This is a genomic window from Mycolicibacterium sp. HS_4_1, assembly GCF_054515875.1.
On record NZ_CM137261.1, the window covers coordinates 2,103,893 to 2,126,610 of the forward strand.

A 22,718-nucleotide genomic window follows, 5' to 3' on the forward strand; every position below is an offset into this window, starting at 1 on the left:
TCACATCGACGGCTGTTCGGGCGGCGCCAATCTATCGGGCACATCTCCCGTCGCTTCGCTCGCCCTGATCTTGCGACGACGCAGCAGCACCCGGCGCGAACCATCGGTGTAGAGGCGCACCCGGGTCAGTTCCCAACCACGATATTCGGCCTCGATCGACAGCCGGATGGACGCTGACAGTCTGGTGACCTCCGGGGGCAGTCGGAGCGGAATCCATTCGTAGTCGTCGGACAAGTCCTCCGCCCATGCCGCCGGCATCCGCCCCCGCTGCATCAGCGCCCGCTCGACCCTGGCCCGGCGGCGGCATTCGCGATCACCTGCACCCCGGCGCCCGAACCCGACACCACGAACAAGGTGCCGGTGCGTTCGTCGAAGGCGAGGACGTCGGGCTGCTGCACGGTGCGATATCGGACTTTCTCCACGGGGATACCAGTCGAAAGATCGTAACCAACCACGCTGTTTGTCGCGGTCTGTGAAACCCAGGCGAGTTTCGACGATCCGACGAGGCCGTAGGGCGCGCCCCGCACCGGCGCCTGCTGACGCAGCATCAGCGGCGTCGTGCCGAACACCAGCAGGCCGTCGCCGCGGGTGTCGGTCACCAGTACCCGGCCCGCGGGGTCGGCGGCCAGCGTGGTGGCGCCCTCACCGGCGCGCAGCGCCTGCGCGACATCGGTGCCGGCCGCGTTCACCTCGGTCACCGAGGTCTGGCCGCGGTCCAGCACCACGACGGTATTGCCTTGGGCGGCAAGACCGTCCACCCGGGCGAAGGCCTTCATCCGAGACTGCACCGCGCTGCCGTCGACGATCAGCACCGCGCCGTCGGCGGTGCCCAGGGCCAGTTTCCCGTCGGCTCGCCGGGCGATCGAGGTGAAGTCGGTGCCTGACTGGCCGTCCACCCCGACGGATTGCACCGCGCGCTTGCCGATGTCGAACCGCAGGTAACCACCCCGAGTGGCCAGAAATGCCGTGCCCGCGCCGTCGCCTGCGATTCCCGTCGCCGCGGCCGGCAGTACCACTGGTGGGGTGCCCGGGATGGTCACCACTGGATGCCCCGCGCCGTCGGTGCCCAGCACCACCAGAGACGACGTCGCCGTGTCGAAGGCCGCGCCGGTGCCGGGGCCGGGGAGGGCGCGGACGACGCCGTCGGGCGCGCCGCTGACCGCGGGTGACACCGCGGCGCGTGCGGGGGAGATGGTGGGTGGCGGCGTATCGGCCGGATGGGACGAGCAGGCGGTCAGGGCGCCGACGGTCAGGGCGGCCATCGCGAATCGCGTTACGCTGGCCGGATATTCACGCCGCCGACAATTGATTCGGTGGTGATCCATTGACACGGGCTGTCTTTCGGTCGGGTGAACGGCGGACGATCGTAAATTGCCAGTCTAGGCAAATTTCTCGGCGTCAAATTTCATCTTCCGGTGGGTACGCTCCGTACCGGAGCGGTATGGTCGGAAGCATGAGCATTGCCACCGACGGCGATCTTGCCAACGGTAATTTTGCTATCGAAGATCTTTCCACAGGTCTGCGGGCCAGCGGGTTTGGCCAAGTTGGCGACGGCCGGAGTTTTTCCTTTCGCCTGGACGACAAACGCGTGCTGATTGTCGAGATCTACCGGCCGCGGCTGCCGGGTCCGGTGCCCCAGGAAGAGGACATCGTCGCGGTGTCCTCGCGAAGCCTCGCGCACGTCGACGTGCACGACGAGCGCAGCCTGGCCGCGGCCGTGCGGGACGCCGTCGCCGACGCACAACCGGTGCCGCGCAACCACTAAAGCCCGCGCGCGCCGCTCACGGTACGGTCGTCGGCGTGACTGACGTGGCAGCCATGAGCTGGTGGCAGACGATCGTGCTGGCCATCCTGCAGGGGCTCACCGAATTTCTGCCGGTGTCGTCGTCGGGCCATCTGGCCATCGCCTCCCGGCTGTTCTTCGCCGGCGACGCCGGGGCGTCGTTCACCGCCGTCACGCAGCTGGGGACCGAAGCCGCGGTCCTGATCTATTTCGCCAAGGACATCTGGCGCATCCTCACCGCCTGGTTCGGCGGGTTGACCGACGCCGCCCGGCGCACCGCCGGGGCGAGCGAAGCGACGGGGAAAAGCGCCGACTACTGGCTGGGCTGGTGGGTGATCATCGGTACCATCCCGATCTGTGTCCTGGGGCTGCTGTTCAAGGATCAGATCCGCTCCGGCGCCCGCAATCTGTGGGTCGTCGCCACCGCGATGGTCGTGTTCTCGGCCGTCATCGCCCTCGCCGAATACCTCGGAAAGCAGACGCGCGACGTCGAGCGGCTGACGTGGAAGGACAGCGTCATCGTCGGCCTCGCACAGTGCCTGGCGTTGGTGCCGGGCGTGTCGCGGTCCGGTGCGACCATCAGCGCCGGCTTGTTCCTGGGTATGAACCGCGAGCTGGCGGCGCGCTTCGGCTTCCTGCTCGCCATCCCGGCGGTGCTGGCCTCCGGCTTGTTCTCGCTGCCCGATGCCTTCAAGCCCGTCACCGAGGGCATGAGTGCCACCGGCCCTCAGCTGGCCGTTGCCGTCGCCATCGCCTTCGTGGTCGGCTACGCCGCGGTGTCCTGGTTCCTGAAATTTCTGGTGCGGCACAGCATGTACTGGTTCGTCGGCTATCGCGTGGTGCTCGGCGTGACGGTGCTGACGATGCTCGGCACCGGCGTGGTGGCCGCGCAGTGACACTCGAGGAGGCCAGATGACCGTCATCCTGCTCAGGCACGGGCGTTCGACATCCAACACCGCGCACACGCTGGCCGGCCGGTCCGAGGGTGTCGACCTCGACGACAAGGGGCGCGCGCAGGCGCAGAGCGTCGTCGACAGAATCGGCGAGTTGCCGGTCAAGGCCATCGTCCGGTCGCCGCTGCTGCGCTGCCAGAACACCGTCGCCCCGCTGGCCGCGGCGCTCGGCCTGGAGCCGCGCGTCGAAGACCGGCTGACCGAAGTCGACTACGGCGGTTGGACCGGGCGCAAGATCGCCGATCTGGTCAAAGAGCCGCTGTGGCCCGTTATCCAGCAGCAGCCCAGCGCCGCTGTGTTTCCCGACGGTGAGGGGCTGGCCCAGGTGCAGTCGCGTGCGGTCGCGGCGGTCCGTGAGATCGACCAGGCCCTGGCGCACGAGCACGACGGCGACGCCCTGTGGATCGCGTGCACTCACGGCGACGTCATCAAGGCTGTGCTGGCTGACGCCCTCGGTGTGCACCTCGACGCCTTCCAGCGGATCGTCGCCGACCCCGCCTCCATGAGCGTCATCCGCTATACGCCGCATCGGCCGTTCGTGTTGCACGTCAACCACACCGGCTCGGATCTCAGCTCTGCGCTGCGGCCCAAACCCGAAGAGCCCAGCAAGGCCGAGGACGCCGCGCCGACACACGACGCCACCGTCGGCGGCTCGACCGACTAGACCGGTGAACCGGTATTTTGAAAGGTGCCATGCCCCGCGCAATCCACGTCTTCCGCACTCCCGACCGCTTCGTGGCCGGGACCGTTGGGCAGCCTGGTAACCGGACGTTTTACCTGCAAGCCGTGCACGAGCAGCGGGTCGTCTCGGTCATGTTGGAGAAGCAACAGGTCGCGGTCCTGGCCGAACGCATCTCCGCACTGCTGGTGGAGATCAACCGCCGGTTCGGCACCCCGATCCCGCCCGACACCGGCGAGGTCACCGACCTGAATCCGCTCGTCATGCCGGTGGACGCCGAGTTCCGGGTAGGCACCATGGGCCTCGGTTGGGACTCCGAAGCCCAGACCGTGGTGGTGGAGCTGCTGGCGGTCACCGATTCGGAATTCGACGCCTCGGTGGTGCTCGACGACGCCGAGGAGGGGCCCGATGCCGTGCGGGTATTCCTGAGCCCGCAGTCGGCCCGGGATTTCGCGAACCGCTCGAATCGGGTGATCTCCGCCGGCCGGCCGCCGTGCCCGCTGTGTGACGAACCGCTGGACCCCGAGGGCCATATCTGCGTGCGCACCAACGGGTATCGACGCGGCGTGCTGGATGCCGGTGATGAACCCGCTGAATGAGGCAGGGCGTGATTCCGAACGCGTTCTGCAGCAGGGGGAGCTGACCGCGCTCGGTCGCATCAGGTCAGCCAGCAACGCGACGTTCCTGTGCGAGGCCGAGCTGGACGGCGCCCTTTTGCACTGCGTGTACAAGCCGATCTCCGGCGAAGCCCCGTTGTGGGATTTTCCCGACGGTACCTTGGCCGGCCGCGAGCTGGCCGCCTACCTGGTGTCGGCTGCGCTGGGCTGGAACCTGGTGCCGCACACCATTATTCGTGAGGGTCCGGCAGGTCCAGGCATGGTGCAGCGCTGGGTGGACCAACCCGGCGATGTCTTTCCCGTCGCTACGCTCGCCCAGAACGCGCTCAGCGAGACCGAACCAGCGCCTGGCCCAGACCTCGTCGACCTCGTTCCGGCGAGCCGCGTGCCGGCGGGTTATCTACCGATCCTGCGGGCCTACGACCATAAAGGCGACGAAGTGGTGCTGGTGCACGCCGACGACGCCCGGTTGCACCGGTTGGCGGTGTTCGACGTGCTGATCAACAATGCCGACCGCAAGGGCGGTCACGTCCTCGCGGGCGCCGACGGCCAGGTGTACGGCGTCGACCACGGCGTCAGCCTCCATGCCGAGGACAAGCTGCGCACGGTGTTGTGGGGCTGGGCCGGAAAACCTATCGACGACGAGGTGCTCGGTGCCGTCGCCGGGTTGCGGGACACGCTGCACGACAGTCTCGCCGCGGAGCTGGCCCCGCACCTGACCCGTCCTGAGATCGCCGCGTTGCAGGCGAGAGTTGTTGAACTGCTTGATAATCCGATCATGCCGACCCCGGATCGGCACCGCCCGATACCATGGCCGGCCTTTTGATCGCAGTTTGCACACAGGTAACCGATTTACGCCGCCCTACCGATCGGTAGTGCTCTAGGCTCGTCGGCATGACCGACCACGACAAGGCCGCAGCCCGCCGCGAGATCACCGATGCCCTCCAGAAGGCGCTGGACCGCCGGCATGAGGTGCTCGACGTCATCGTCGAAGCCGACGACAAAGCCGCCGCCGTTGATGCGATCGCCAAATTGCTCGGCACCTCTCATGTCGGCGGCGAGCAGGTCATGGCGATGTCCTTCGATCTGCTGACCAAGGATGCCCGCAAGCGCATCGCCGACGAACTCGAAGACCTGAACAGTCAGCTGTCCTTCGCGGTGAAAGACCGCCCCGCCAGCTTCGGGGACAACTTGGTGCTGCGCCCGTTCTCCGGTGCCGCCGACCGCGACATCTTCGCCACCCGCACCGCCGATGTCGGTGCTTCCGGTGACGGCTCGGGCCGTGCCGCGGGCGACCTGGACGACGAGATCAAGGCCGCTCTGGCCCGCGTCAACGCCGAGGAGGCGGTGTGGTTCGTCGCCGAGGAAGACGGTGCCAAGGTCGCCATGGTGTTCGGTGAACTGGTCGGCGGCGAGGTCAACGTCCGCATCTGGGTGCACCCCGAGCATCGCCACAGGGGCTACGGCACCGCGGCGCTGCGCCGGTCTCGGTCGGAGATGGCGTCGTACTTCCCGGCTGTGCCCATGGTGGTCCGCGCTCCGGGCGCGACGCCGAAGTAGGCTGCGCCACAACGTAAAAGGGCTCCGGGAACCCCCGGAGCCCTTTTACGTGCCTGGCGTCGGATCAGCCGTGGTACGGCGCGGCCTTGACCGGCGGGGAAGCGACGGTGACGGCCTCGACATTGCTGGGCGTCGTCATGGTGGCGGTGGCGCCGATGTTCATGCCGCCGACGGTCGGCTGGCTGTACTCACCTGACGTCGCGCCGTGGCCCGACGAGGCCACCGGTGCGACGGCCGGGGCGGGGGCGTGGGTCGTGCCGTAGGCACCGAGAGCTACACCTGTGGCGACGCCGGCGAATCCGAACGTCTTCACCAGCAGGGACCGACGGCGCTTGACCGGCCCGATGGATGCGGCGTCCATGGCGTCCTCCTTAATGACTGACGGGTAAATAGTTGTCCAAATGTTATGGGCCGTTTTTCGGCAGGACCTGCCAGCAACCTGCTACCTGGCTGTGAATAGGCGATTTCGGCTGTGACGTGAGCCTCGGCGATACTCATTGGCGTGGAGCAGAGCGATGTCGCGCTAGCCGCCGAGGTCGCGCGGGAGGCAGGGGAGTTCCTGCTGTCGGTGCGCGACCGACTCGGCTCCCACGATCCGTACACCCTCGGCGCCGCCGGCGACCGACACGCCAACACGCTGATCCTCGATCGGCTGCGCACGGCCCGCCCCGACGACGCCATCCTGTCTGAGGAGGCCACCGACGACCTGGTGCGGCTGCGCTCGGACCGGGTGTGGATCGTCGATCCGGTCGACGGCACCCGCGAATTCGGCCGAGGCCGGCCGGACTGGGCCGTCCATATCGCGCTGTGGCAGCGCGATGGCAGCCCGCACGGGTCCATCACGGACGCGGCCGTCGCGCTGCCCGCGCACGGTGAGGTGCACCGTACCGATACCGTGACCGGCCCGCCGCTGCGTCGTCCCGGCCCCATCCGCGTCGCCACCAGTACCTACCGGCCCCCGGCCGTGGTGTGGTGGCTGCGCGATGTGCTCGACATGGAGCTCGTCGGCATCGGCTCGGCCGGTGCCAAGGCGATGGCGGTGGTGCGCGGCGACGTCGACGCCTACGTGCACGCCGGCGGGCAGTGGGAATGGGATTCCGCCGCTCCGGCCGGCGTGGTCCAGGCGGCGGGGCTGTTCGCGTCGCGCCTGGACGGCTCGCCGCTGCGCTACAACCGGCCCGATCCGTACCTGCCGGACTTTGTCATGTGCCGCCCCGAGTTCGCCGACCTGCTGCTGGACGCGGTGCGCCAAGTGTCTGGTGGACCGAGTTGACGCGGTCGATGCGTTGCGGCCCGTCGGGTATGAGGGCAAGAACACGATCGGAGAGGACCGAGACCAGGCTCATGACGGCGGCGTGACTGTCGAAGGCGCCGGGGGAGACGTTCGGGCATTCGAGCCACCACGTGGCACGACCGGCGATCGAACGAAGTTGGTCGTCGGCGAAGAGCGCCAACGGAATTCCGGACTCGGCAGCCCATCCGACGAGTTCACCAGCCCACCGGCCGTGGCGTCGGAACGACATCGCGATGAGCAGGTCGTGCTCGTCGAAGTCCGCGACGTCTTCGGCGACGGACTGACCTGAACTGGGGGCCAGCCAGGTATCAGGCCGCATCTGCGCGAGGTTCAGCCTGAGCACCGTTGCCGCAGCCAGGCTGCTCCGATAACCGCAGACGGCGATGCGACGTGCGGCAGCGATCTTCTCCGCAACGGCCTCGACCACTGCCTCATCCAGCTGGGCGTGCATGGCATGCAGGTTCGCGATGTCCTGCGAGATGATCGCGCTGACGTCGGGCGTGCCCTCGGCCGTGACGGGCACGCCCGATCGCCGCAGCGCACGCAGGTGCTCTCGCATGGCGTCGAAGCTGCTGAACTCCAGGGTGCGCACCAGCCGGGAGAACGTCGCCTTCGAGACATCGGCCATGGTGGCGAGTTCGCTTGCGTGATAGGTACAGGCGTCGCCGGCGTGCTCGAGCAGCACGTCGGCGGCGCGGCGTTCCTGCGGGCTCATCGACGCGTAGCGGCTCGTGATTCTCGCCTCCAGCGAGTCAGGCGGGTCCTGGCGCATCAGCTTCCTCGGTAGGTGGTGTACGCGAACGGGCTCAGCAGCAGTGCGACGTGCGTGTGGCCCGCTCCGATCGTGACGTGCAATTCGACTGTGGGGTAGAAACACTCCCGACCGGTACTGGCGAACCATGCGCCCGTCGCGAAATGCAGCCGGTAATCGCCAGGACTGAGCGTGACATTCCAACGAATTCGGCCGTCGCTGTCGGTATGTGCGGCCGCCACCTGCTCATTCATCCGGCTCACGACGACGGCGAGATCCGCGGCAGGTTCTCCCCGCGCCGCGTCGAGCACATGGGTGGACAGTGACGTCATGGCGTCACGCGTTCCGACAGTCGCAGGAGTGCGATCTCCCGAAGCTGGCCGACGGCGATGACGGCCTCCTCATCGCGGCTGAGTGACAGCCGGTGTTGCAGGGCGTCGTAGATGTCGGCTGGGCTGCGGCCCTTCGCACGAATCAAGAAGATGCGCCCGAACTTCGCCTCATAGTCCGCGTTGGCTTTGGCCAGTGTCGCCGCAAGCTCGTTCGGTATCGCTGGCTGTTCGCCGCGCGACAGGTCGGACTCGACTGACGTTCCGCGGGCCCGTTCCCCGATGCGGGGGTGCTGGGCCAGCGCCTGATCCAAGCTGTCGGCGTTCCAGTTGTCAGCGGCGCGCGCGGCGGTCGACTCGAGCTCGCCGACGCTGACAAATGGTCGCGCCGCGACAACCGCGCTGAGCCAGGGCGGAATATTGGCGCAGGGGCGCAGCACCTCTACGGCTTCCTCAGGCGACGCAGAGTTGAACGTCTGAAGATCCATGACCTGAATCTAGCGTTGCAGCAGTGCTTCTTCCCGATGAAACTGTTACAACCCGCTAACGCCCAGGTCGGCGCCGACGCGGACTTCCCGGATCGGGTACTTCGTCACATGGTTGAAACGAATTGGTGATGCCGCAACAAAATCTGAAACGTACGTTGCAGGGGTTGAGCCGTTTATCGCGCGTCAGGGGGAAATCGTGGCTGTAGGTGACATCGTCCTCGGATCGAATCAGTACGGCAAGGCGGAGAACCGCCTCGTCCGTATCGTTCGGGATACGCCCGTCCATCGCATCGTCGATCTGAACGTCACTTCCCAGTTGCGGGGCGATTTCACCGCCTGCCATTACGAAGGCGACAACTCGCACGTGGTCGCGACCGACACGCAGAAGAACACGGTGTACGCCTACGCCAAAGAAGTGGGCGTGAAGTCACCCGAGGATTTCCTGATTGCGTTGGGCAGGCACTTCGTCGGTGATTTCGAATGGGTGACCGGAGGCCGCTGGGAGGCGCAGGAGTACGCGTGGGAACGGATCGTCGTCGACGGCAAGGCGCACGACCACTCATTTGTCCGAGCCGGCAAGTTTGTCCGAACGACCGTCGTCCAGATGGCCGGAGACACGACGTGGGTGGTGTCCGGAATCAAGGACTGCATCGTGCTCAAGTCCACCGGCTCGGAGTTCCACGGCTTCCCCCGGGACAAATACACCACGCTCGTCGAGACCGACGACCGCATCATGGCCACATCCATCACCGCATGGTGGCGCTACCTGAGCACTGACCTCGACTTCAACGCCCTGCACGACGCCATCACCGACGTTGTGCTCACCACCTTCGCCAGTGTCCATTCGCTCGCATTGCAGCAGACGCTGTTCGAGATCGGTAAGGCGATCCTCGAAACGTTCGATGTGGTCGCGGAAGTCAAGTTGTCGTGTCCCAACAAACACCACTTCGTGGTCGACCTCAGCCCGTTCGGGCTGGAGAACCCGAACGAGGTCTTCTACGCCGCCGACCGGCCGTATGGCTTGATCCAAGCCACCATCACCCGCGAGGGCGCGGACGAGGCGCCGCAGGCGTGGGCCACGATTCCGGACTTCTGCTGAGCGACACAGCACGCCGCGCGACCGCAGGAGGGGAGCCCAATGGACCTGAACACCGTCAACCGATACCGATTCGCGCGCTCGCAAGCCGATCTGCACCTTGCGGATGGCGAATCCTTCGTCGCCGGCGGGACGTGGCTGTTCTCTGAACCGCAGATCGAACTCACCGGCGTCGTCGACCTCACGACAATGGGCTGGCGCCCAATCGAGCCCACCGACGGCGGACTGCGCATCGCGGCGACGTGCACCATCGCTGAACTCGTGAGCTACCCCCGCCGACCCGACTGGCCCGCTCAGCACCTCTTCCGTGAGTGCGCCAACGCGCTGCTCGCATCGTTCAAGATCTGGAACGTCGCCACCGTCGGCGGCAATATCTGCCGGTCGTTCGCGGCCGCGTCGATGGTGTCGCTCGCCGTTGCCCTCGACGGGGTGGCCGAGATCTGGACTCCCGACGGCCAGACCCGATGGGAACCGGTCGCCGATCTGGTCACGGGGAACGGCACCAATTCGCTGGGCCGCGGCGAGGTGATGCGTGCGTTGCATCTGCCCGATGGGGCGTTGCGTGCCACCGCCGCACTGCGCACCATCGCGCTGGCCGAGCACGGCCGCTCCGGTGCCGTCGTCAGCGGCCGCCGTGACGATGACGGGTCGACGGTCTTCGCCGTCACGGCCGCGACGGCCGCGCCCACGGTCTTTCGCTATTCGGGACTGCCCAGTGCCGACACCCTCCGATCCGACGTGCAGGCCGCATCCGGCTACTACACAGACCCACTCGGAGCTGCGGACTGGCGCCGGGGCGTCAGCGGCGTGCTGGCCATGGAGATTCGCGCAGAAATTCGTTCTCACCTGGAGGTGTGCAATGCCGATTGAGACCACCGCGCCTGACATCGCCCGCAAGGCGGTGCATCCCGTCGACGAAGTGTTGCCGATTCCCAAGCTGGCCGTGTACGGAATGCAGCACGTCCTGGCCTTCTATGCCGGAGCCGTGCTGGTTCCGATCATCGTCGCCGGAGCCCTGAAGCTCTCGCCCGAGCAGATGATCCATCTGATCAATGCCGACCTGTTCACCTGCGGGATCGCGACGATCATCCAGTCGGTCGGGTTCTGGAAAGTGGGCGTCAAACTCCCGTTGATTCAGGGAGTGACCTTCGCGGCCGTCAGCCCGATGATCGCGATCGGCACAGCCGGCGGCTTGTCGGGGGTTCCCGGTCTGCTGTCGGTGTACGGGTCGGTGATCGTCGCCGGACTCTTCACCTTTTTCATGGCGCCGTACTTCTCGAAGCTGCTGCGATTCTTCCCGCCGGTCGTCACCGGATCGGTCATCACGATCATCGGCATCGCGCTCTTGCCCGTCGCGGCCAATGACATTGTCGGTGGCACGACCACCGAGGCGATGAAAAAGGACGTGGCGCTCAAGGACCTCGCGTATGCCGCGGGCACCTTGCTGATCATCATCGTCATGCAGCGCCTCTTCCGCGGGTTCCTCGCCACGATCGCCGTGCTGGCCGGGCTGGTCATCGGCACTGCGGTCGCCGCGCTGCTCGGGGATGTCGATTTCACTGCGGTAGGTACGTCCCACTGGCTCGGCGTGACCACGCCGTTCTACTTCGGCTGGCCCACATTCAGCGCCACCGCGATCATCTCGATGATCGTCGTCATGATCATCACCGCGGTGGAAACCACAGGTGACGTGTTCGCGACAGCCGAGATCGTCGGTAAGCGGGTGGGCGCCAACGACATCGCCAAAGCACTGCGCGCCGACGGTGTGGCGACCACGATCGGCGGTGTCCTCAACTCGTTCCCCTACACCTGCTTCGCGGAGAACGTCGGACTCGTCCGGTTGACTCAGGTGAAGAGCCGCTGGGTCGTCGCCGCGGCGGGCGTCATCATGATCGTGCTGGGCTACCTGCCCAAAGCCGCGGCCGTCGTGGCCGCGATCCCGCACTCGGTGCTCGGCGGGGCATCGTTGGCGTTGTTCGCCACGGTGGCCGTCGTGGGCATCCAGACCCTTTCGAAGGTCGATTTCAACGACCACCGCAACGCGGTGATCGTCGGTACCGCAATCGGCCTCGGCATGCTGGTCACGGCGCAACCCCTGCTGAAGTACAGCTTTCCCGCCTGGGCGCAGATCATCTGCGGCTCGGGCATCACGCTCGGTGCCCTTGCGGCGATCGTCCTGAACGTCGTGTTCTTCCACATCGGTCCGAGCCGTGGGCCGATGGTTGCGGGCACGCCACGGACCGGCGAAGTCGGACTCGACGCTGTCAACAAGATGACGGAGGACGAGTTCGTCAAGACGTTCTCCGGCCTATACCAAGGCCTCGCCTGGCCGGTCGAACGCGCCTTTGCGCAACGTCCGTTCGCCGACACCCTAGCCCTGCGCGCCGCCGTTCAGACCGCGCTGCTCGCGGCCTCCTCCGCCGAGCAGATGGAGTTGATGCAGGCGTACCCGGCATTGGCCGAGACGCAGGAACAGAACGTGTCGAAAGTCGATCTGGCCTACCTGGGTCTCGACGGTCTCACGGCGGAGGAGGCCGAGGAATTCAGCGAGTTGTCGGCTGCCTACGAAGCCAAATTCGGCTTCCCCCTCATCATCTGTCTACGGGATCTGGAAAGTCGGGAACACATTCTGACCCTCGGCTGGCGGCGGCTCGAGAACTCCCCGCAGGTCGAGCACATGGCGGCGCTCAGTGAGATTTCGCGCATCGCGGCGTGGCGATTCGACGACCTGGTCGCCGATGCGAATCCCATTGCCTCTGCCCGACGTTTGAGACTGGAGCGATGACGCTTGGCCCCCGCCGCGGCGCGCGATGGCGGCCGAATGAGATTTGACGTCAACGGTATGACCGTCGAAGCCGCACTGCGTCCGGGGCAGTGCTTGCGGACATTGCTCCGGGAAACTGGGCACCTCGACGTCAAGAAGGGATGCGACGCCGGCGACTGCGGGGCGTGTGCGGTCCTCCTCGACGGCGTGCCGGTGCATTCCTGTATCTACCCGGCAGCCCGGGTGGCCGGCCGCGCTGTCACCACAGTTGCCGGGCTTGGTGACGGGGATGATCTGCATCCGATGCAGCGTGCGTTCTGTGACAATTTCGCCTTTCAGTGCGGCTTCTGCACCGCCGGGCTGATCGTCACCGCATCGACCCTGAAGCAGGACGACCTCGGCGATCTCGACCGGTTGATGAAGGGCAGCCTGTGTCGGTGTACCGGGTACCGGCCGATTCGGCAGGCCATTCGTGCCGCCGTCACGGGCAGCGGCGAGACCGTTGCGGTGGACGCCCCGGCTATCGGGGAGTCGTTGCGGCCACCCGCGGGGCGCCGCGTCGTCACCGGCCGCGAGCCCTACACCTTCGACATCGACGTGCCTGGGCTGCTGCACCTCGCGGTGCTGCGTTCGCCTCATGCGCACGCCCGAATTCTGGCGATCGATACCGAGGCCGCCCAGCAGGTACCCGGAGTCGAGCTGATCCTGACGCACTTCAACGTTGCGACGCAACGCTTCTCGACCGCGCGTCACGAGTTGCGGACCGACGACCCCGACGACACTCTCGTGTTCGACCCGGTCGTCCGCTTCATCGGACAGCGGGTCGCGGCCGTCGTCGCCGACACGCTCGCCGCGGCGGAGGACGCGGCACGCCGCATCGTCGTCGACTACGAGTTGCTGCCGAGCGTGTTCGATCCGCAGGAGGCGAGGTCGGCGGGCGCACCGCTGCTGCATCCGGACCGCACACCTGATGACGGCGTCGCCGACGCGTCGCGCAACGTGATCGCGGCGATGCACGAAGGCTTCGGTGGCGACATCGACGTGGCGCTGGCGGACGCCGACGTCACCGTCGGCGGTACCTGGCGGACCGCGCGGGTGACACATGCTCAGCTGGAAACGCACGGAACCATCGGCTGGCTGGACGACGACGGACGGCTCACTCTGCGCACCAGCTCACAGGTTCCGTTCCTGGTTCGCAAGGAGCTGTGCCTGCTGTTCGACCTGCCCGAGGACCGGCTGCGGGTGTATACCGCGCGGGTCGGCGGCGGTTTCGGTGGCAAGCAGGAGATGTTCACCGAAGACCTCGTCGCGCTCGCGGTGTTGCGCACCGGGCGGCCGGTCGCCTACGAGATGTCGCGGACCGACGAGCTCACCGCCACCGCGTATCGCCATCCCATGCGGGTCGATGTCACGCTCGGCGCCCGCTCCGATGGCACGTTGACCGCGATGAAGATCGCAGTGCTCAGCGACGGCGGCGCCTACGGAAACCATTCACCGGGCGTCCTGTTCCACGGCTGTGCCGAGTCGGTGTCCGTCTATCGATGCCCCGTCAAGCGCGTCGATGCCGAGGCCGTCTACACCAATAATCCGCCGTCGGGCGCGTTCCGCGGATACGGACTCGGTCAGGTGATATTCGCGATCGAGAGCGCACTCGACGAGCTCGCGCTGCAGCTGGGCATCGACCCGTTCACCATTCGTCGCACGAACATGGTGCGTGACGGCGACGACTTGTTGATCGCCCATCCCGAACCCGAACCGGACCTGATCTACGGCAGTTACGGGCTCGACCAGTGCCTCGATCTGGTCGAGCGGGCCCTGTCGCGCGCCGATGGCGATGAGGTTCCGCCGGGGGCCCAGTGGCGCACCGGGGAGGGCATCGCATTGTCGGCAATCGCCACGCTGGCGCCGCGCGGCCATTACTCCTCGGTCAAGGTTCGGCTCACCCCGAGCGGGGGCTATGAGGTGGGGATCGGGACCGTGGAGTTCGGCAACGGCACCACGACGGTGCACACTCAGATCGCCGCCACTGCGCTGGCCACCACGCCGGACCGGATAATTCTGCGCAACGGCGACACCGACGCGGCTGACTATGACACGGGCGCCTTCGCCTCAGCGGGGACCACGGTCGCAGGTAAGGCGTTGTACGTCGCGGCGTCGAAGATGCGCGAGCTGATCCTGGACACGGTCTTCGAGTTGACCGGCGAGATCGGCGACTTGGGCGAACGTGGGGTGCGGACCTCCTCGGGTCTGGTGCGTTTCGGCGACATCATCGCGGCCGCGCCGGCGCAGTATCGGGTGGGCGACGGCATCGAGACGACCGGCGCCGAAACGGGTGAACTGCGTTCGATCGCGTTCAACGTGCAGGGATTCCGGGTCGCGGTCAATACCGAGACCGGGGCGGTCAAGATACTGCAGTCGGTGCACGCCGCCGACGCGGGCGTCGTCGTCAATCCGGCCCAGTGCCGCGGACAGGTTGAAGGCGGCGTCGCCCAGGGCATCGGATCGGCGCTCTACGAAGAGATCATGATCGACGAATCGGGCCGGGTGTCGACGCCCACATTCCGCACGTATCGGGTGCCCCAGATGGCCGACATTCCGCCGACCACGGTCCTGTTCGCCGAGACCGCCGACGACCTCGGGCCCTACGGCGCGAAATCGATGAGCGAATCCCCGTACAACCCCGTGGCGCCCGCCCTTGCCAACGCGATTCGTCGCGCCATCGGCGTGCGTCCGTACGAACTCCCCATGTCGGGGGACCGAGTCTGGCGGCTGGCGCAGGAAGGAACACCACAATGAACGCATCCACGGGTACCGATCCGAGATGGCTCACCGTCGCGATCGACCTGGCGACGGCCAATGTCGAAGCCGGTGGCGGGCCGTTCGGTGCAGTGGTCGTCGGGTCCGGTGAGCTGGTTTCGACCGGGCAGAACCGGGTGACGCAGAACCTTGATCCGACCGCACACGCCGAGGTCATGGCGATCCGGGCCGCCTGCGAGCGGGTCGGGAGCTTCAGTCTTGCGGGCCACACGCTCTACTCGTCGTGCGAACCCTGCCCGCTGTGCCTGTCCGCGGCCTTGTGGGCCAGGGTCGATCGGATCGTGTTCGCAGCGGACCGCCACGACGCGGCAGTCGGCGGGTTCGACGACCGGGCTTTCTACGAATTGTTCGACAAGCCTCGTGAGCATTGGGAAGTCCCCGTCCAGCAGCACCGCCTGGACCAGTCATTCCTGCCGTTCGAGACGTGGATCGGCAACAGCAACCGGGTTCAGTACTAACCGTGGACGTCATCGAGAACTTGTTGGCCCGAACCCGGCTCGGCGAGTCGGTGGCGTTGTGCACGGTGGTCGTTGCCAGTGGATCAACGCCGCGCGGGCCGGGTACGTCGATGCTCGTGGCCGGCGACGGTAGCGTCGTCGGCTCCATCAGCGGCGGTTGCGTCGAAAGCGCGGTATACGAGCTGGCACTGGAGGTGCTGTCCTCGGGCGAGCCGAGGCTGGTCAGCTACGGCGCCGGTGACGAGTCGGTGTTCTCTGTCGGTCTGCGGTGCGGCGGATCCATCGATGTCTTCGTCGAGCGCTTCGGCCCGTCGAACGTCGCGGAACTCGAGTTCGCTGTAAAAGTCGCCGACCGGGGTCAGACCGCTGTCCTGGCCACGCTCGTCAGCGCCGGCGAGCCGGCCCCGTCGGGTAGTGGGCCCGGTGGCCACCTGGTGATCGCCGACCGGTCGGTGAAGGGCAGCCTTGGCGTCGGCTCGCTGGACGACGCTGTGGTGCGCGCCGCGGACTCGTTGACCACCAGCCGTACGCTCACCGGCCCAGACGGCGACGTCGTCTTCGCTCGCGTACTGGCACCCAGACCTCGGATGATCGTCTTCGGCGCGACCGACTTCGTTGCCGCTGTTGCACACGCCGCAGCATTCGTCGGCTACCGCGTGACGGTGTGTGATGCGCGACCGGTATTCGCGACCAAAGACCGGTTCCCCATGGCCGACGAGGTTGTCGTGGACTGGCCCGATCGCTACCTCAGGCAACAGACCGGTGCCGGGCTGATCGATGCGCGCACCGCGATCTGCGTTCTGACGCACGACGACCGCTTCGACGTGCCGCTACTCGAGGTGGCTCTGGCGTTGCCCGAGATCGGTTTCGTCGGCGCGATGGGCTCGCGCAGAACCCATGACGAACGGGTGGCACGGCTGCGCGAGCGGGGGATCGACGACAGGCAACTGGCCCGGCTGTCCTCTCCGATCGGACTGGATCTGGGCGGTCGAACTCCCGAGGAGATCGCGATCGCGATCATGGCGGAAATCATCAGCCTGCGTGAAGGCGGAACAGGTCTTCCGCTGCGTGACCGCGACGGCGATGTTCATCAGCGGGCCGGTGTGTCGGTGTCGGTTCCCGTCGCCAGATCCTCGCAGGGAACATGAAGCACGCCAACGCTGTTCAGGTATTCCTGCGCGCCGTGGTCTCCGTGGGCGCGGGCGATGACCCGGTCCCAGTGATTGCGGCCGATCACGACCGGGTGGCCGGGTGTGCCCGAGTAGGTCGCCCTGGCGAGCTGGTCTCGATTCGCCAGTGCACGCAGACGCGCGACTACATCCGGCCCGACATCCGGCAGATCCACGAAATGGATCAGGGCGGCATCTGCGTCGATCGCCGAGAGTCCGGCGCGCAGCGACGCGGCGATGCCTTCCTCCCATCCCGCCACCTCGATGATCGACGCCGTGTCGGGGACGAGTGCTGCGGCGCGCTCATATCCGGCGCCGAGAGCGACGGCAACGGACGTGCAGCCGCCCGACCACAGTGCGTCGACAGCGCGCTCAATTGCCCCGGGCACCAAGGCTTTCGGCATGCCGAATCGACGGCCCGCGCCCGCGGCCAGCAACAGCCCGGCGACCCGGGGATGATCAGGCGGCCTCACCGTGCGGACGATACCGGCCCCGGCGTAACCAATCGCTCCGAAGGAACCACCGATGAGGAGTATTCACATGGAGCTCGTCCCGCGACTGCTCGACGTGATCGAGTCCGACATCCTTCCGCTGACCGCGCAGGGCGTCGCTGCGGGCAACAAGGTCTTCGGGGCCGCGCTGCTGCGCAAAACGGACCTGTCGTTGGTGCTGGCGGGGACCAACGCGGAAACGCGCAACCCCCTTTTTCATGGCGAGATCAACACGCTCAATCAGTTCTACGAGATAGCAGACCGCCCTGCGACGCGTGACCTGCTATTCCTGAGCACCCACGAGCCCTGCACTTTGTGCATGTCGGCGATTACGTGGGCCGGATTCGACAATTTCTACTACCTGTTCAGCCACGAGGATTCGCGCGACAGCTTCGCGATTCCGCATGATCTGCGAATCCTCAAAGAACTGTTCGGCCTGTCGCCGGGCGGCTATCGCCGAACCAACGCGTTCTGGACCGCGTACGGCATCGGTGAGCTCGCCGGTGCCGAGCCCGAATCGCGCCGCGGCGATCTGCATGAGCGCATCGCGCGCATTCGTCGGCGGTATCAAGAACTCTCGCAGCAGTACCAGGAGTCGAAACCGGGCAGCAACATTCCGCTGGGCTGATCGAACTACTGGTTGATCGAATCGATGGGCGGAAATGGCGACGGTTAGAGTCGATGCCATGCGATCGTGGCTGGCGCCCAGCGTCCCGAACCTGCCGGGCCGACCGAGACCGGCGGGCCCTGAACTCCGGCTCTACGACACTGCCGACCGTCAGGTGCGGCCGGTGTCGGCGGGCCCGAAGGCCACCATGTACGTCTGCGGCATCACGCCGTATGACGCCACGCACCTTGGTCACGCCGCCACCTACCTGACGTTCGATCTGGTGCACCGCTATTGGCTCGACGCCGGGCACGACGTCCGGTATGTGCAGAACGTCACCGATGTCGACGATCCGCTGTTCGAGCGCGCCGAGCGCGACGGCATCGACTGGCGCGCCCTCGGGGACCGCGAGACCGAGCTGTTCCGGCAGGACATGGCCGCGCTGCGGGTGCTGCCGCCGCACGACTACGTCGGCGCCATCGAGTCCATCGCCGAGGTCGTCGAGCTCGTCGAGAAGCTGCTGGCCTCCGGCGCCGCGTACGTCGTCGACGACCCCAATGAACCTGGGTACCCCGACATTTATTACCGGGCCGACGCCACCACCCAGTTCGGCTACGAATCCGGCTACGACCGCGACACCATGCTGGCGCTGTTCGGTGAGCGTGGCGGCGATCCCGACCGGTCCGGCAAGGCCAGCCAGCTCGACGCCCTGCTGTGGCGCGTGCAGCGGCCGGGCGAGCCGAGTTGGCCGTCGCCGTTCGGTGCGGGCCGGCCGGGCTGGCACATCGAGTGCGCCGCAATCGCGCTGAACCGCGTCGGCGCGGGCTTCGACATCCAGGGCGGCGGCAGCGACCTGATCTTCCCGCACCACGAGTTCTCCGCCGCGCATGCCGAATCAGTAACGGGGGAGCGGCGTTTCGCCCGTCATTATGTGCACGGCGGGATGATCGGCTGGGACGGCCACAAGATGAGCAAGAGCCGCGGCAACCTGGTGCTGGTGTCGCAATTGCGGGCCGACGGCGTCGACCCGGGCGCCATCCGGCTGGGCCTGATGGCCGGGCACTACCGCGCCGACCGCTTCTGGAGCCCCGAGGTCCTCGGCGCAGCTCAGATGCGCCTGCAGCGTTGGCGCGCCGCCACCGCGCTGCCCGCCGGCCCGGACGCCGACGATCTGCTCGCCCGCGTCCGCCGGTACTTGGCCGATGACCTGGATACTCCGAAAGTGCTTGCCGCCCTTGATGGTTGGTCAACCGATGCGCTGGAGTACGGCGGACACGACGCCGCGTCGCCGCGGTTGGTGGCGGACACGGTCGACGCGCTGCTCGGGGTGACCCTCTAGTCACTTCGCCGTGCGGGTACTTTTTGCCATCATGGGTTCTGTGTACGGAAAAGTCGTCTTCATCACCGGTGGTGCTGCAGGGGTCGGGGCCGAGGTGGCCCGCCGGTTGCACCGTAAGGGCGCCAAGCTGGTACTGATCGACGTCGATGCGGCGGCACTGGACGCCGCGGCCGCCGCCCTCGGCGACGATGTCCTGACGGTGGTCGCCGACGTGCGCGACCTCTCGTCGATGCAGGCCGCTGCCGACGCGGCCGTCGAGCGGTTCGGCGGCATCGACGTGGTGATGGCGAACGCCGGCATCGCCACCTACGGCTCGGTGCTGCAGGTCGACCCCGAGGCTTTCAAGCGGCTGCTCGACATCAACGTGCTCGGGGTCTTCCACACCGTGCGCGCCACGTTGCCGTCGGTCATCGAGCGTCGTGGCTACATGTTGATCGTGTCGTCGCTGGCCGCGTACACCGCCGCTCCGGGCCTGGCGCCGTACAACGCCTCGAAGGCCGCCGTGGAGCACTTCGCGAACGCGCTGCGCCTCGAGGTCGGCTACCGCGGCGTCGACGTCGGCTCGGCGCACATGTCCTGGATCGACACCGCGATGGTCCGCGACACCAAGTCCGACCTGTCGACGTTCGCCGAGATGCTGACCAAGCTGCCGTGGCCCATCAGCAAGACGACGTCGGTCGACAAGTGCGGCGAAGCTTTCGTCGCCGGTATCGAGGGGCGCAAGACCCGGGTAAACTGCCCCGGCTGGGTCGGCGCGCTGCGCTGGCTGCGGCCGTTGCTGGCGACGCGCATCGGTGAGGTGCCGGTGGCCAAGTTCGTGCCCGATCTGCTGCCCCGGATGGATGCCGAGGTGGCCGCACTCGGCCGTTCGACCAGCGTTCACACCGAGCAGCTCGACAAGCACTGACCATGCGGGTCGGTTACTTCTGCCTCGGCCTCGTCGCGATGCTGTTGACGGTTACCGGGTGCTCGAGCCACGAGTCGTCGAGCCCGGCACCGTCGTCGCCGCCGACTCCGGACCAGGTGCGGGCCATTGCGAAAGCCGCTTACACGTACGGGTTTCCGATGGTCGACAACTACCGGATTCAGTACTCGTACTTCGTGGACAAAGGCGGTCCCGAGTACAAGGGCGGCTGGAACGAGGTCCACAACGTCGCGCGCGTCTTCACTCCGGAGGACAAGACGGTCCAGACGCCCAACTCGGACACGCCGTACTCGTTCCTCGGGGCCGACCTGCGCGCCGAGCCGTTGGTGCTCAGTGTCCCGCCGGTCGAGGCGGGCCGCTACTACTCGCTGCAGTTCGTCGACGGCTACACCTACAACATCGCCTACGTCGGCAGCCGCGCCACGGGCAACGGCCCCGGCAACTACCTTCTGGCCGGACCGAGTTGGCGAGGCCAGACGCCGCCAGGCGTTGAGCGCGTGATTCGCAGCTCCACCGATCTGGCCTTCGTGCTGTACCGGACTCAGCTGTTCGGGCCGACGGACCTCGAGAACGTCAAGAAGATTCAGGCGGGCTACCACGTGACGCCGCTATCGGCGTTCCTTAAGCAGCCGCCGCCACCACCCGCCCCGCCCATCGACTTCGTGAAACCGCTGTCGGCGCAGGATGAGCGGACCTCGCCGAAGTTCTTCGAAATCCTCAACTTCGTCATGAAGTTCGCGCCGGCGCAGGCTGCCGAGGAAGTGAAGCGCGAGCGCTTCGCCGCCATCGGCGTCGGCCCCGACGGCAGCTTCCGTGCCGACACGCTCACCCCCGAAAACCGCAAGGCCGTCGAGGACGGCATGGCCGACGCCTGGGCGGCGTTCAACGAGTTCAAGAAGGACAAGGTCGACACCGGCGAGGTGACGTCGGCTCAATTGTTCGGTACCGCAACCGATTTGAAGGGCAACTACCTGTACCGCATGGCGGGTGCGGTGCTCGGGATCTACGGCAACACCGCGGCCGAGGCGATCTATCCGGGTGGGGTCAACGACAGCGCCGGCGCACCGCTGACCGGCACCAACAACTACACCTTGCGGTTCGCGCCCGGGCAGTTGCCGCCGGTCAACGCGTTCTGGTCGGTGACGGTCTACGAGATGCCGCAGAGCCAGTTGGTGGCCAACCCCATCAACCGGTACCTCATCAATTCGGCGATGCTGCCCACCCTGATCAAAGACCCCGACGGCGGCATCACGCTGAACCTGCAGAACAAGTCGCCGGGACCGGCCCGCGAAGCCAACTGGCTACCGACACCGGCCGGACCATTCTCGGTGGCGCTGCGGCTGTACTGGCCCAAACCCGAGGCGCTCGACGGCACCTGGAAGGCCCCCAAGCCCGTCCGCGTGTAACCAATCACCGCGAGCGTGCGTGTTTGCGTGCGACACGCCGCATTTGGTGCGCATTCTCGTCGCGCTCGGCGCCGCCGAAGGTGCGTATTCGGCACAGAGCCAGCGGTGTGCCGCCCGCAGACACGCTCGCGGAGAAGGGCTATCGGCCCCTGCGCTTCAGGTACCGCTCGAACTCCGCGGCCAGGGCGTCGCCGTCGATCTTGCCGAGCGCCTCGGACATGTCGACCTCGGCGTCGCCGCGTTCCTCGAGGGACTGCACGTATTCGGCGATCTCTTCGTCGTCGGCCGTCATCTCGGTGACCGACTGCTCCCACTCCTCGGCCTGTGCCGGTAGATCTCCGAGGGGCACTTCGACGTCGAGAGCGTCTTCCACCCGATGCAACAGCGCGACAGTGGCTTTGGGGCACGGGGGCTGCGACACGTAGTGCGGCACCGCAGCCCAGAAGGTGACGGCCGGGATGCCGGCTTGCACGCAGGCGTCCTGGAAGACCCCGGCGATGCCGGTTGGGCCTTCGTAGCGGGTCTCTTCCAGCCCGAAGAACTTCGCCGAGTCGGCGGAGTACGCCGCTCCGGACACCGGCACCGGCCGGGTGTGCGGGGTGTCGGCGAGCAGCGCGCCCAAGATGACGACCGTCTGCACGTTGAGCTTGTCCAGGATCGCCAGCAGCTCGGCGCAGAAGGTGCGCCACCGCATGTTCGGCTCCACGCCGTGCATCAGCACCACATCGCGATCCGAGCCCGGCGGGCGACAGTAGGAGATGCTCATCGACGGCCACACCAGCTCGCGCGTGACGCCGTCCACCTGGCGGATCACCGGGCGATTCACCTGGTAGTCGTAATAGCTCTCATCGTCAATCTCGACGATGGTCCGCGCCTCCCACATGGCATCCAGGTGCTCAAGGGCGTCGCTGGCGGCGTCACCGGCGTCATTCCACCCCTCGAACGCAGCGACGACGACGGCATCGTGCAGTTCGGGCAGGTCAAGGCCCTGGGGCAGGGGCCGATCGGCGGGGCTCACAACGCCAGCGTAAGCCCTTATCGGCACCCGCGAGCGCTACCCCTGGGCGGGTCGGGCCGGCAAACCGGTTTGATGGCCCGCCTACCATGTTCATGTGACTGCACTGGACAAAATGCTGTCCAACGTGGGCGTCCTAACGCGGGTCAGCCGACCACGTAGACTCTTTCAGGTCGA

The 22,718-nt window shown here is 66.9% G+C and carries 25 protein-coding genes; 17 read left to right on the plus strand and 8 right to left on the minus strand.

Features of this window, described 5'->3' with window-relative positions; all coding sequences use genetic code 11:
* Complete coding sequence (locus tag ACX12F_RS09980; protein ID WP_459369413.1) at positions 1-273, minus strand: DUF5703 family protein; 273 nt, start codon at positions 271-273, stop codon at positions 1-3.
* Positions 273-1,262: a YncE family protein gene (locus tag ACX12F_RS09985; protein WP_459369414.1), complete on the minus strand. Its 990-nt coding sequence runs from the start codon at positions 1,260-1,262 to the stop codon at positions 273-275. Before ACX12F_RS09985 ends, ACX12F_RS09980 begins: the two co-directional genes overlap by 1 nt.
* A 191-nt stretch (positions 1,263-1,453) precedes the next feature.
* Here ACX12F_RS09985 and ACX12F_RS09990 point away from each other — a divergent pair, with 191 nt between their 5' ends.
* The 6 genes from ACX12F_RS09990 to ACX12F_RS10015 all read left to right on the plus strand — a co-directional run bounded on the left by ACX12F_RS09990 (position 1,454) and on the right by ACX12F_RS10015 (position 5,592).
* Positions 1,454-1,765, plus strand: a complete 312-nt coding sequence (locus tag ACX12F_RS09990; RefSeq protein WP_459369415.1) for a hypothetical protein — start codon at positions 1,454-1,456, stop codon at positions 1,763-1,765.
* Positions 1,766-1,800: 35 nt separating this feature from the next.
* Positions 1,801-2,679, plus strand: a complete 879-nt coding sequence (locus ACX12F_RS09995; RefSeq protein WP_459369416.1) for an undecaprenyl-diphosphate phosphatase — start codon at positions 1,801-1,803, stop codon at positions 2,677-2,679.
* Between the two features lie 16 nt (positions 2,680-2,695).
* Positions 2,696-3,400, plus strand: coding sequence for a histidine phosphatase family protein (locus ACX12F_RS10000; protein WP_459369417.1), 705 nt, complete (start codon positions 2,696-2,698; stop codon positions 3,398-3,400).
* A gap of 29 nt (positions 3,401-3,429) precedes the next feature.
* Entirely contained in the window at positions 3,430-4,014 is a 585-nt protein-coding gene (locus ACX12F_RS10005; RefSeq protein WP_459369418.1) for an Rv2134c family protein, read from the plus strand.
* A complete protein-coding gene (locus ACX12F_RS10010) occupies positions 3,998-4,858 on the plus strand; it encodes an Rv2133c family protein (RefSeq protein WP_459369419.1) in 861 nt (286 codons plus the stop codon). Before ACX12F_RS10005 ends, ACX12F_RS10010 begins: the two co-directional genes overlap by 17 nt.
* Before the next feature lie 68 nt (positions 4,859-4,926).
* On the plus strand, positions 4,927-5,592 hold the full coding sequence (locus tag ACX12F_RS10015; protein ID WP_459369420.1) for a GNAT family N-acetyltransferase: 666 nt from the start codon (positions 4,927-4,929) through the stop codon (positions 5,590-5,592).
* 64 nt (positions 5,593-5,656) lie between these two features.
* Here the strand turns inward: ACX12F_RS10015 and ACX12F_RS10020 are convergent, their stop codons facing one another.
* On the minus strand, positions 5,657-5,953 hold the full coding sequence (locus ACX12F_RS10020) for a hypothetical protein (protein ID WP_459369421.1): 297 nt from the start codon (positions 5,951-5,953) through the stop codon (positions 5,657-5,659).
* 141 nt (positions 5,954-6,094) lie between these two features.
* Between ACX12F_RS10020 and ACX12F_RS10025 the strand changes: the two genes are divergently transcribed.
* Positions 6,095-6,865 carry a 3'(2'),5'-bisphosphate nucleotidase CysQ gene (locus tag ACX12F_RS10025; RefSeq protein WP_459369422.1) on the plus strand — a complete coding sequence of 257 codons (771 nt, stop codon included), beginning with the start codon at positions 6,095-6,097 and terminating at the stop codon, positions 6,863-6,865.
* Here the strand turns inward: ACX12F_RS10025 and ACX12F_RS10030 are convergent.
* Genes ACX12F_RS10030 through uraD (ACX12F_RS10040) form a run of 3 tightly spaced genes read right to left on the minus strand, consistent with a single transcriptional unit; the run spans position 6,795 to position 8,454 of the window.
* A complete protein-coding gene (locus tag ACX12F_RS10030) occupies positions 6,795-7,658 on the minus strand; it encodes a MurR/RpiR family transcriptional regulator (RefSeq protein WP_418002517.1) in 864 nt (287 codons plus the stop codon). The two genes, ACX12F_RS10025 and ACX12F_RS10030, sit on opposite strands and share 71 nt — an antisense overlap.
* Entirely contained in the window at positions 7,658-7,969 is a 312-nt protein-coding gene (gene uraH, locus ACX12F_RS10035; protein ID WP_459369423.1) for a hydroxyisourate hydrolase, read from the minus strand. Before uraH ends, ACX12F_RS10030 begins: the two co-directional genes overlap by 1 nt.
* Entirely contained in the window at positions 7,966-8,454 is a 489-nt protein-coding gene (gene uraD / locus ACX12F_RS10040; RefSeq protein ID WP_459369424.1) for a 2-oxo-4-hydroxy-4-carboxy-5-ureidoimidazoline decarboxylase, read from the minus strand. The genes uraH and uraD (ACX12F_RS10040) overlap by 4 nt, the downstream gene beginning before the upstream one ends.
* A gap of 196 nt (positions 8,455-8,650) precedes the next feature.
* On the opposite strand from uraD (ACX12F_RS10040), the gene pucL reads away from it, so the two are divergent.
* From pucL to ACX12F_RS10070, 6 genes are read left to right on the plus strand one after another with little or no spacing between them, the layout of a single operon-like run.
* Complete coding sequence (gene pucL / locus ACX12F_RS10045; protein ID WP_459369425.1) at positions 8,651-9,553, plus strand: factor-independent urate hydroxylase; 903 nt, start codon at positions 8,651-8,653, stop codon at positions 9,551-9,553.
* 39 nt (positions 9,554-9,592) lie between these two features.
* On the plus strand, positions 9,593-10,420 hold the full coding sequence (locus ACX12F_RS10050; protein WP_459369426.1) for an FAD binding domain-containing protein: 828 nt from the start codon (positions 9,593-9,595) through the stop codon (positions 10,418-10,420).
* A complete protein-coding gene (gene uraD / locus ACX12F_RS10055; protein ID WP_459369427.1) occupies positions 10,410-12,335 on the plus strand; it encodes a 2-oxo-4-hydroxy-4-carboxy-5-ureidoimidazoline decarboxylase in 1,926 nt (641 codons plus the stop codon). The genes ACX12F_RS10050 and uraD (ACX12F_RS10055) overlap by 11 nt, the downstream gene beginning before the upstream one ends.
* A gap of 36 nt (positions 12,336-12,371) precedes the next feature.
* Positions 12,372-15,110, plus strand: a complete 2,739-nt coding sequence (locus ACX12F_RS10060) for a molybdopterin-dependent oxidoreductase (protein WP_459369428.1) — start codon at positions 12,372-12,374, stop codon at positions 15,108-15,110.
* On the plus strand, positions 15,107-15,589 hold the full coding sequence (locus ACX12F_RS10065; protein WP_459369429.1) for a nucleoside deaminase: 483 nt from the start codon (positions 15,107-15,109) through the stop codon (positions 15,587-15,589). The genes ACX12F_RS10060 and ACX12F_RS10065 overlap by 4 nt, the downstream gene beginning before the upstream one ends.
* A gap of 2 nt (positions 15,590-15,591) precedes the next feature.
* Positions 15,592-16,737: an XdhC family protein gene (locus ACX12F_RS10070; protein WP_459369430.1), complete on the plus strand. Its 1,146-nt coding sequence runs from the start codon at positions 15,592-15,594 to the stop codon at positions 16,735-16,737.
* Here ACX12F_RS10070 and ACX12F_RS10075 read toward each other — a convergent pair.
* Positions 16,680-17,162 (minus strand): nucleotidyltransferase family protein, encoded by a 483-nt coding sequence (locus ACX12F_RS10075; protein WP_459370298.1) that lies wholly within the window; start codon positions 17,160-17,162, stop codon positions 16,680-16,682. The genes ACX12F_RS10070 and ACX12F_RS10075 overlap by 58 nt on opposite strands.
* Positions 17,163-17,298: 136 nt before the next feature.
* Here ACX12F_RS10075 and ACX12F_RS10080 point away from each other — a divergent pair, with 136 nt between their 5' ends.
* The 4 genes from ACX12F_RS10080 to ACX12F_RS10095 are packed head-to-tail and all read left to right on the plus strand — an operon-like array spanning position 17,299 to position 21,526.
* Positions 17,299-17,877: a tRNA-specific adenosine deaminase gene (locus ACX12F_RS10080; RefSeq protein WP_459369431.1), complete on the plus strand. Its 579-nt coding sequence runs from the start codon at positions 17,299-17,301 to the stop codon at positions 17,875-17,877.
* A 58-nt stretch (positions 17,878-17,935) separates the two neighbouring features.
* Positions 17,936-19,195, plus strand: coding sequence for a cysteine--1-D-myo-inosityl 2-amino-2-deoxy-alpha-D-glucopyranoside ligase (mshC, locus tag ACX12F_RS10085; protein ID WP_459369432.1), 1,260 nt, complete (start codon positions 17,936-17,938; stop codon positions 19,193-19,195).
* Between the two features lie 31 nt (positions 19,196-19,226).
* Positions 19,227-20,102, plus strand: coding sequence for an SDR family oxidoreductase (locus ACX12F_RS10090; RefSeq protein ID WP_459369433.1), 876 nt, complete (start codon positions 19,227-19,229; stop codon positions 20,100-20,102).
* Between the two features lie 2 nt (positions 20,103-20,104).
* Positions 20,105-21,526, plus strand: a complete 1,422-nt coding sequence (locus tag ACX12F_RS10095) for a DUF1254 domain-containing protein (RefSeq protein ID WP_459369434.1) — start codon at positions 20,105-20,107, stop codon at positions 21,524-21,526.
* Positions 21,527-21,665: 139 nt separating this feature from the next.
* Here ACX12F_RS10095 and ACX12F_RS10100 read toward each other — a convergent pair whose 3' ends face one another.
* Positions 21,666-22,544, minus strand: a complete 879-nt coding sequence (locus ACX12F_RS10100) for a PAC2 family protein (protein ID WP_459369435.1) — start codon at positions 22,542-22,544, stop codon at positions 21,666-21,668.
* Positions 22,545-22,718: the final 174 nt, after the last annotated feature.

Excerpts from the sequence above, each read along its gene's own strand:
- uraH (WP_459369423.1), bottom strand. The coding sequence starts at position 7,969 with ATGACGTCACTGTCCACCCATGTGCTCGACGCGGCGCGGGGAGAACCT.
- ACX12F_RS10090 (WP_459369433.1), top strand. The coding sequence starts at position 19,227 with ATGGGTTCTGTGTACGGAAAAGTCGTCTTCATCACCGGTGGTGCTGCA.
- ACX12F_RS10020 (WP_459369421.1), bottom strand. The coding sequence starts at position 5,953 with ATGGACGCCGCATCCATCGGGCCGGTCAAGCGCCGTCGGTCCCTGCTG.
- ACX12F_RS10060 (WP_459369428.1), top strand. The coding sequence starts at position 12,372 with ATGAGATTTGACGTCAACGGTATGACCGTCGAAGCCGCACTGCGTCCG.
- ACX12F_RS10030 (WP_418002517.1), bottom strand. The coding sequence starts at position 7,658 with ATGCGCCAGGACCCGCCTGACTCGCTGGAGGCGAGAATCACGAGCCGC.
- ACX12F_RS10050 (WP_459369426.1), top strand. The coding sequence starts at position 9,593 with ATGGACCTGAACACCGTCAACCGATACCGATTCGCGCGCTCGCAAGCC.
- ACX12F_RS09985 (WP_459369414.1), bottom strand. The coding sequence starts at position 1,262 with ATGGCCGCCCTGACCGTCGGCGCCCTGACCGCCTGCTCGTCCCATCCG.
- ACX12F_RS10015 (WP_459369420.1), top strand. The coding sequence starts at position 4,927 with ATGACCGACCACGACAAGGCCGCAGCCCGCCGCGAGATCACCGATGCC.
- ACX12F_RS10000 (WP_459369417.1), top strand. The coding sequence starts at position 2,696 with ATGACCGTCATCCTGCTCAGGCACGGGCGTTCGACATCCAACACCGCG.
- ACX12F_RS09980 (WP_459369413.1), bottom strand. The coding sequence starts at position 273 with ATGCAGCGGGGGCGGATGCCGGCGGCATGGGCGGAGGACTTGTCCGAC.
- ACX12F_RS10080 (WP_459369431.1), top strand. The coding sequence starts at position 17,299 with ATGGAGCTCGTCCCGCGACTGCTCGACGTGATCGAGTCCGACATCCTT.
- uraD (WP_459369427.1), top strand. The coding sequence starts at position 10,410 with ATGCCGATTGAGACCACCGCGCCTGACATCGCCCGCAAGGCGGTGCAT.
- ACX12F_RS10010 (WP_459369419.1), top strand. The coding sequence starts at position 3,998 with ATGAACCCGCTGAATGAGGCAGGGCGTGATTCCGAACGCGTTCTGCAG.
- ACX12F_RS10065 (WP_459369429.1), top strand. The coding sequence starts at position 15,107 with ATGAACGCATCCACGGGTACCGATCCGAGATGGCTCACCGTCGCGATC.
- uraD (WP_459369424.1), bottom strand. The coding sequence starts at position 8,454 with ATGGATCTTCAGACGTTCAACTCTGCGTCGCCTGAGGAAGCCGTAGAG.
- ACX12F_RS10095 (WP_459369434.1), top strand. The coding sequence starts at position 20,105 with ATGCGGGTCGGTTACTTCTGCCTCGGCCTCGTCGCGATGCTGTTGACG.
- mshC (WP_459369432.1), top strand. The coding sequence starts at position 17,936 with ATGCGATCGTGGCTGGCGCCCAGCGTCCCGAACCTGCCGGGCCGACCG.
- ACX12F_RS10075 (WP_459370298.1), bottom strand. The coding sequence starts at position 17,162 with ATGCCGAAAGCCTTGGTGCCCGGGGCAATTGAGCGCGCTGTCGACGCA.
- ACX12F_RS10005 (WP_459369418.1), top strand. The coding sequence starts at position 3,430 with ATGCCCCGCGCAATCCACGTCTTCCGCACTCCCGACCGCTTCGTGGCC.
- ACX12F_RS09990 (WP_459369415.1), top strand. The coding sequence starts at position 1,454 with ATGAGCATTGCCACCGACGGCGATCTTGCCAACGGTAATTTTGCTATC.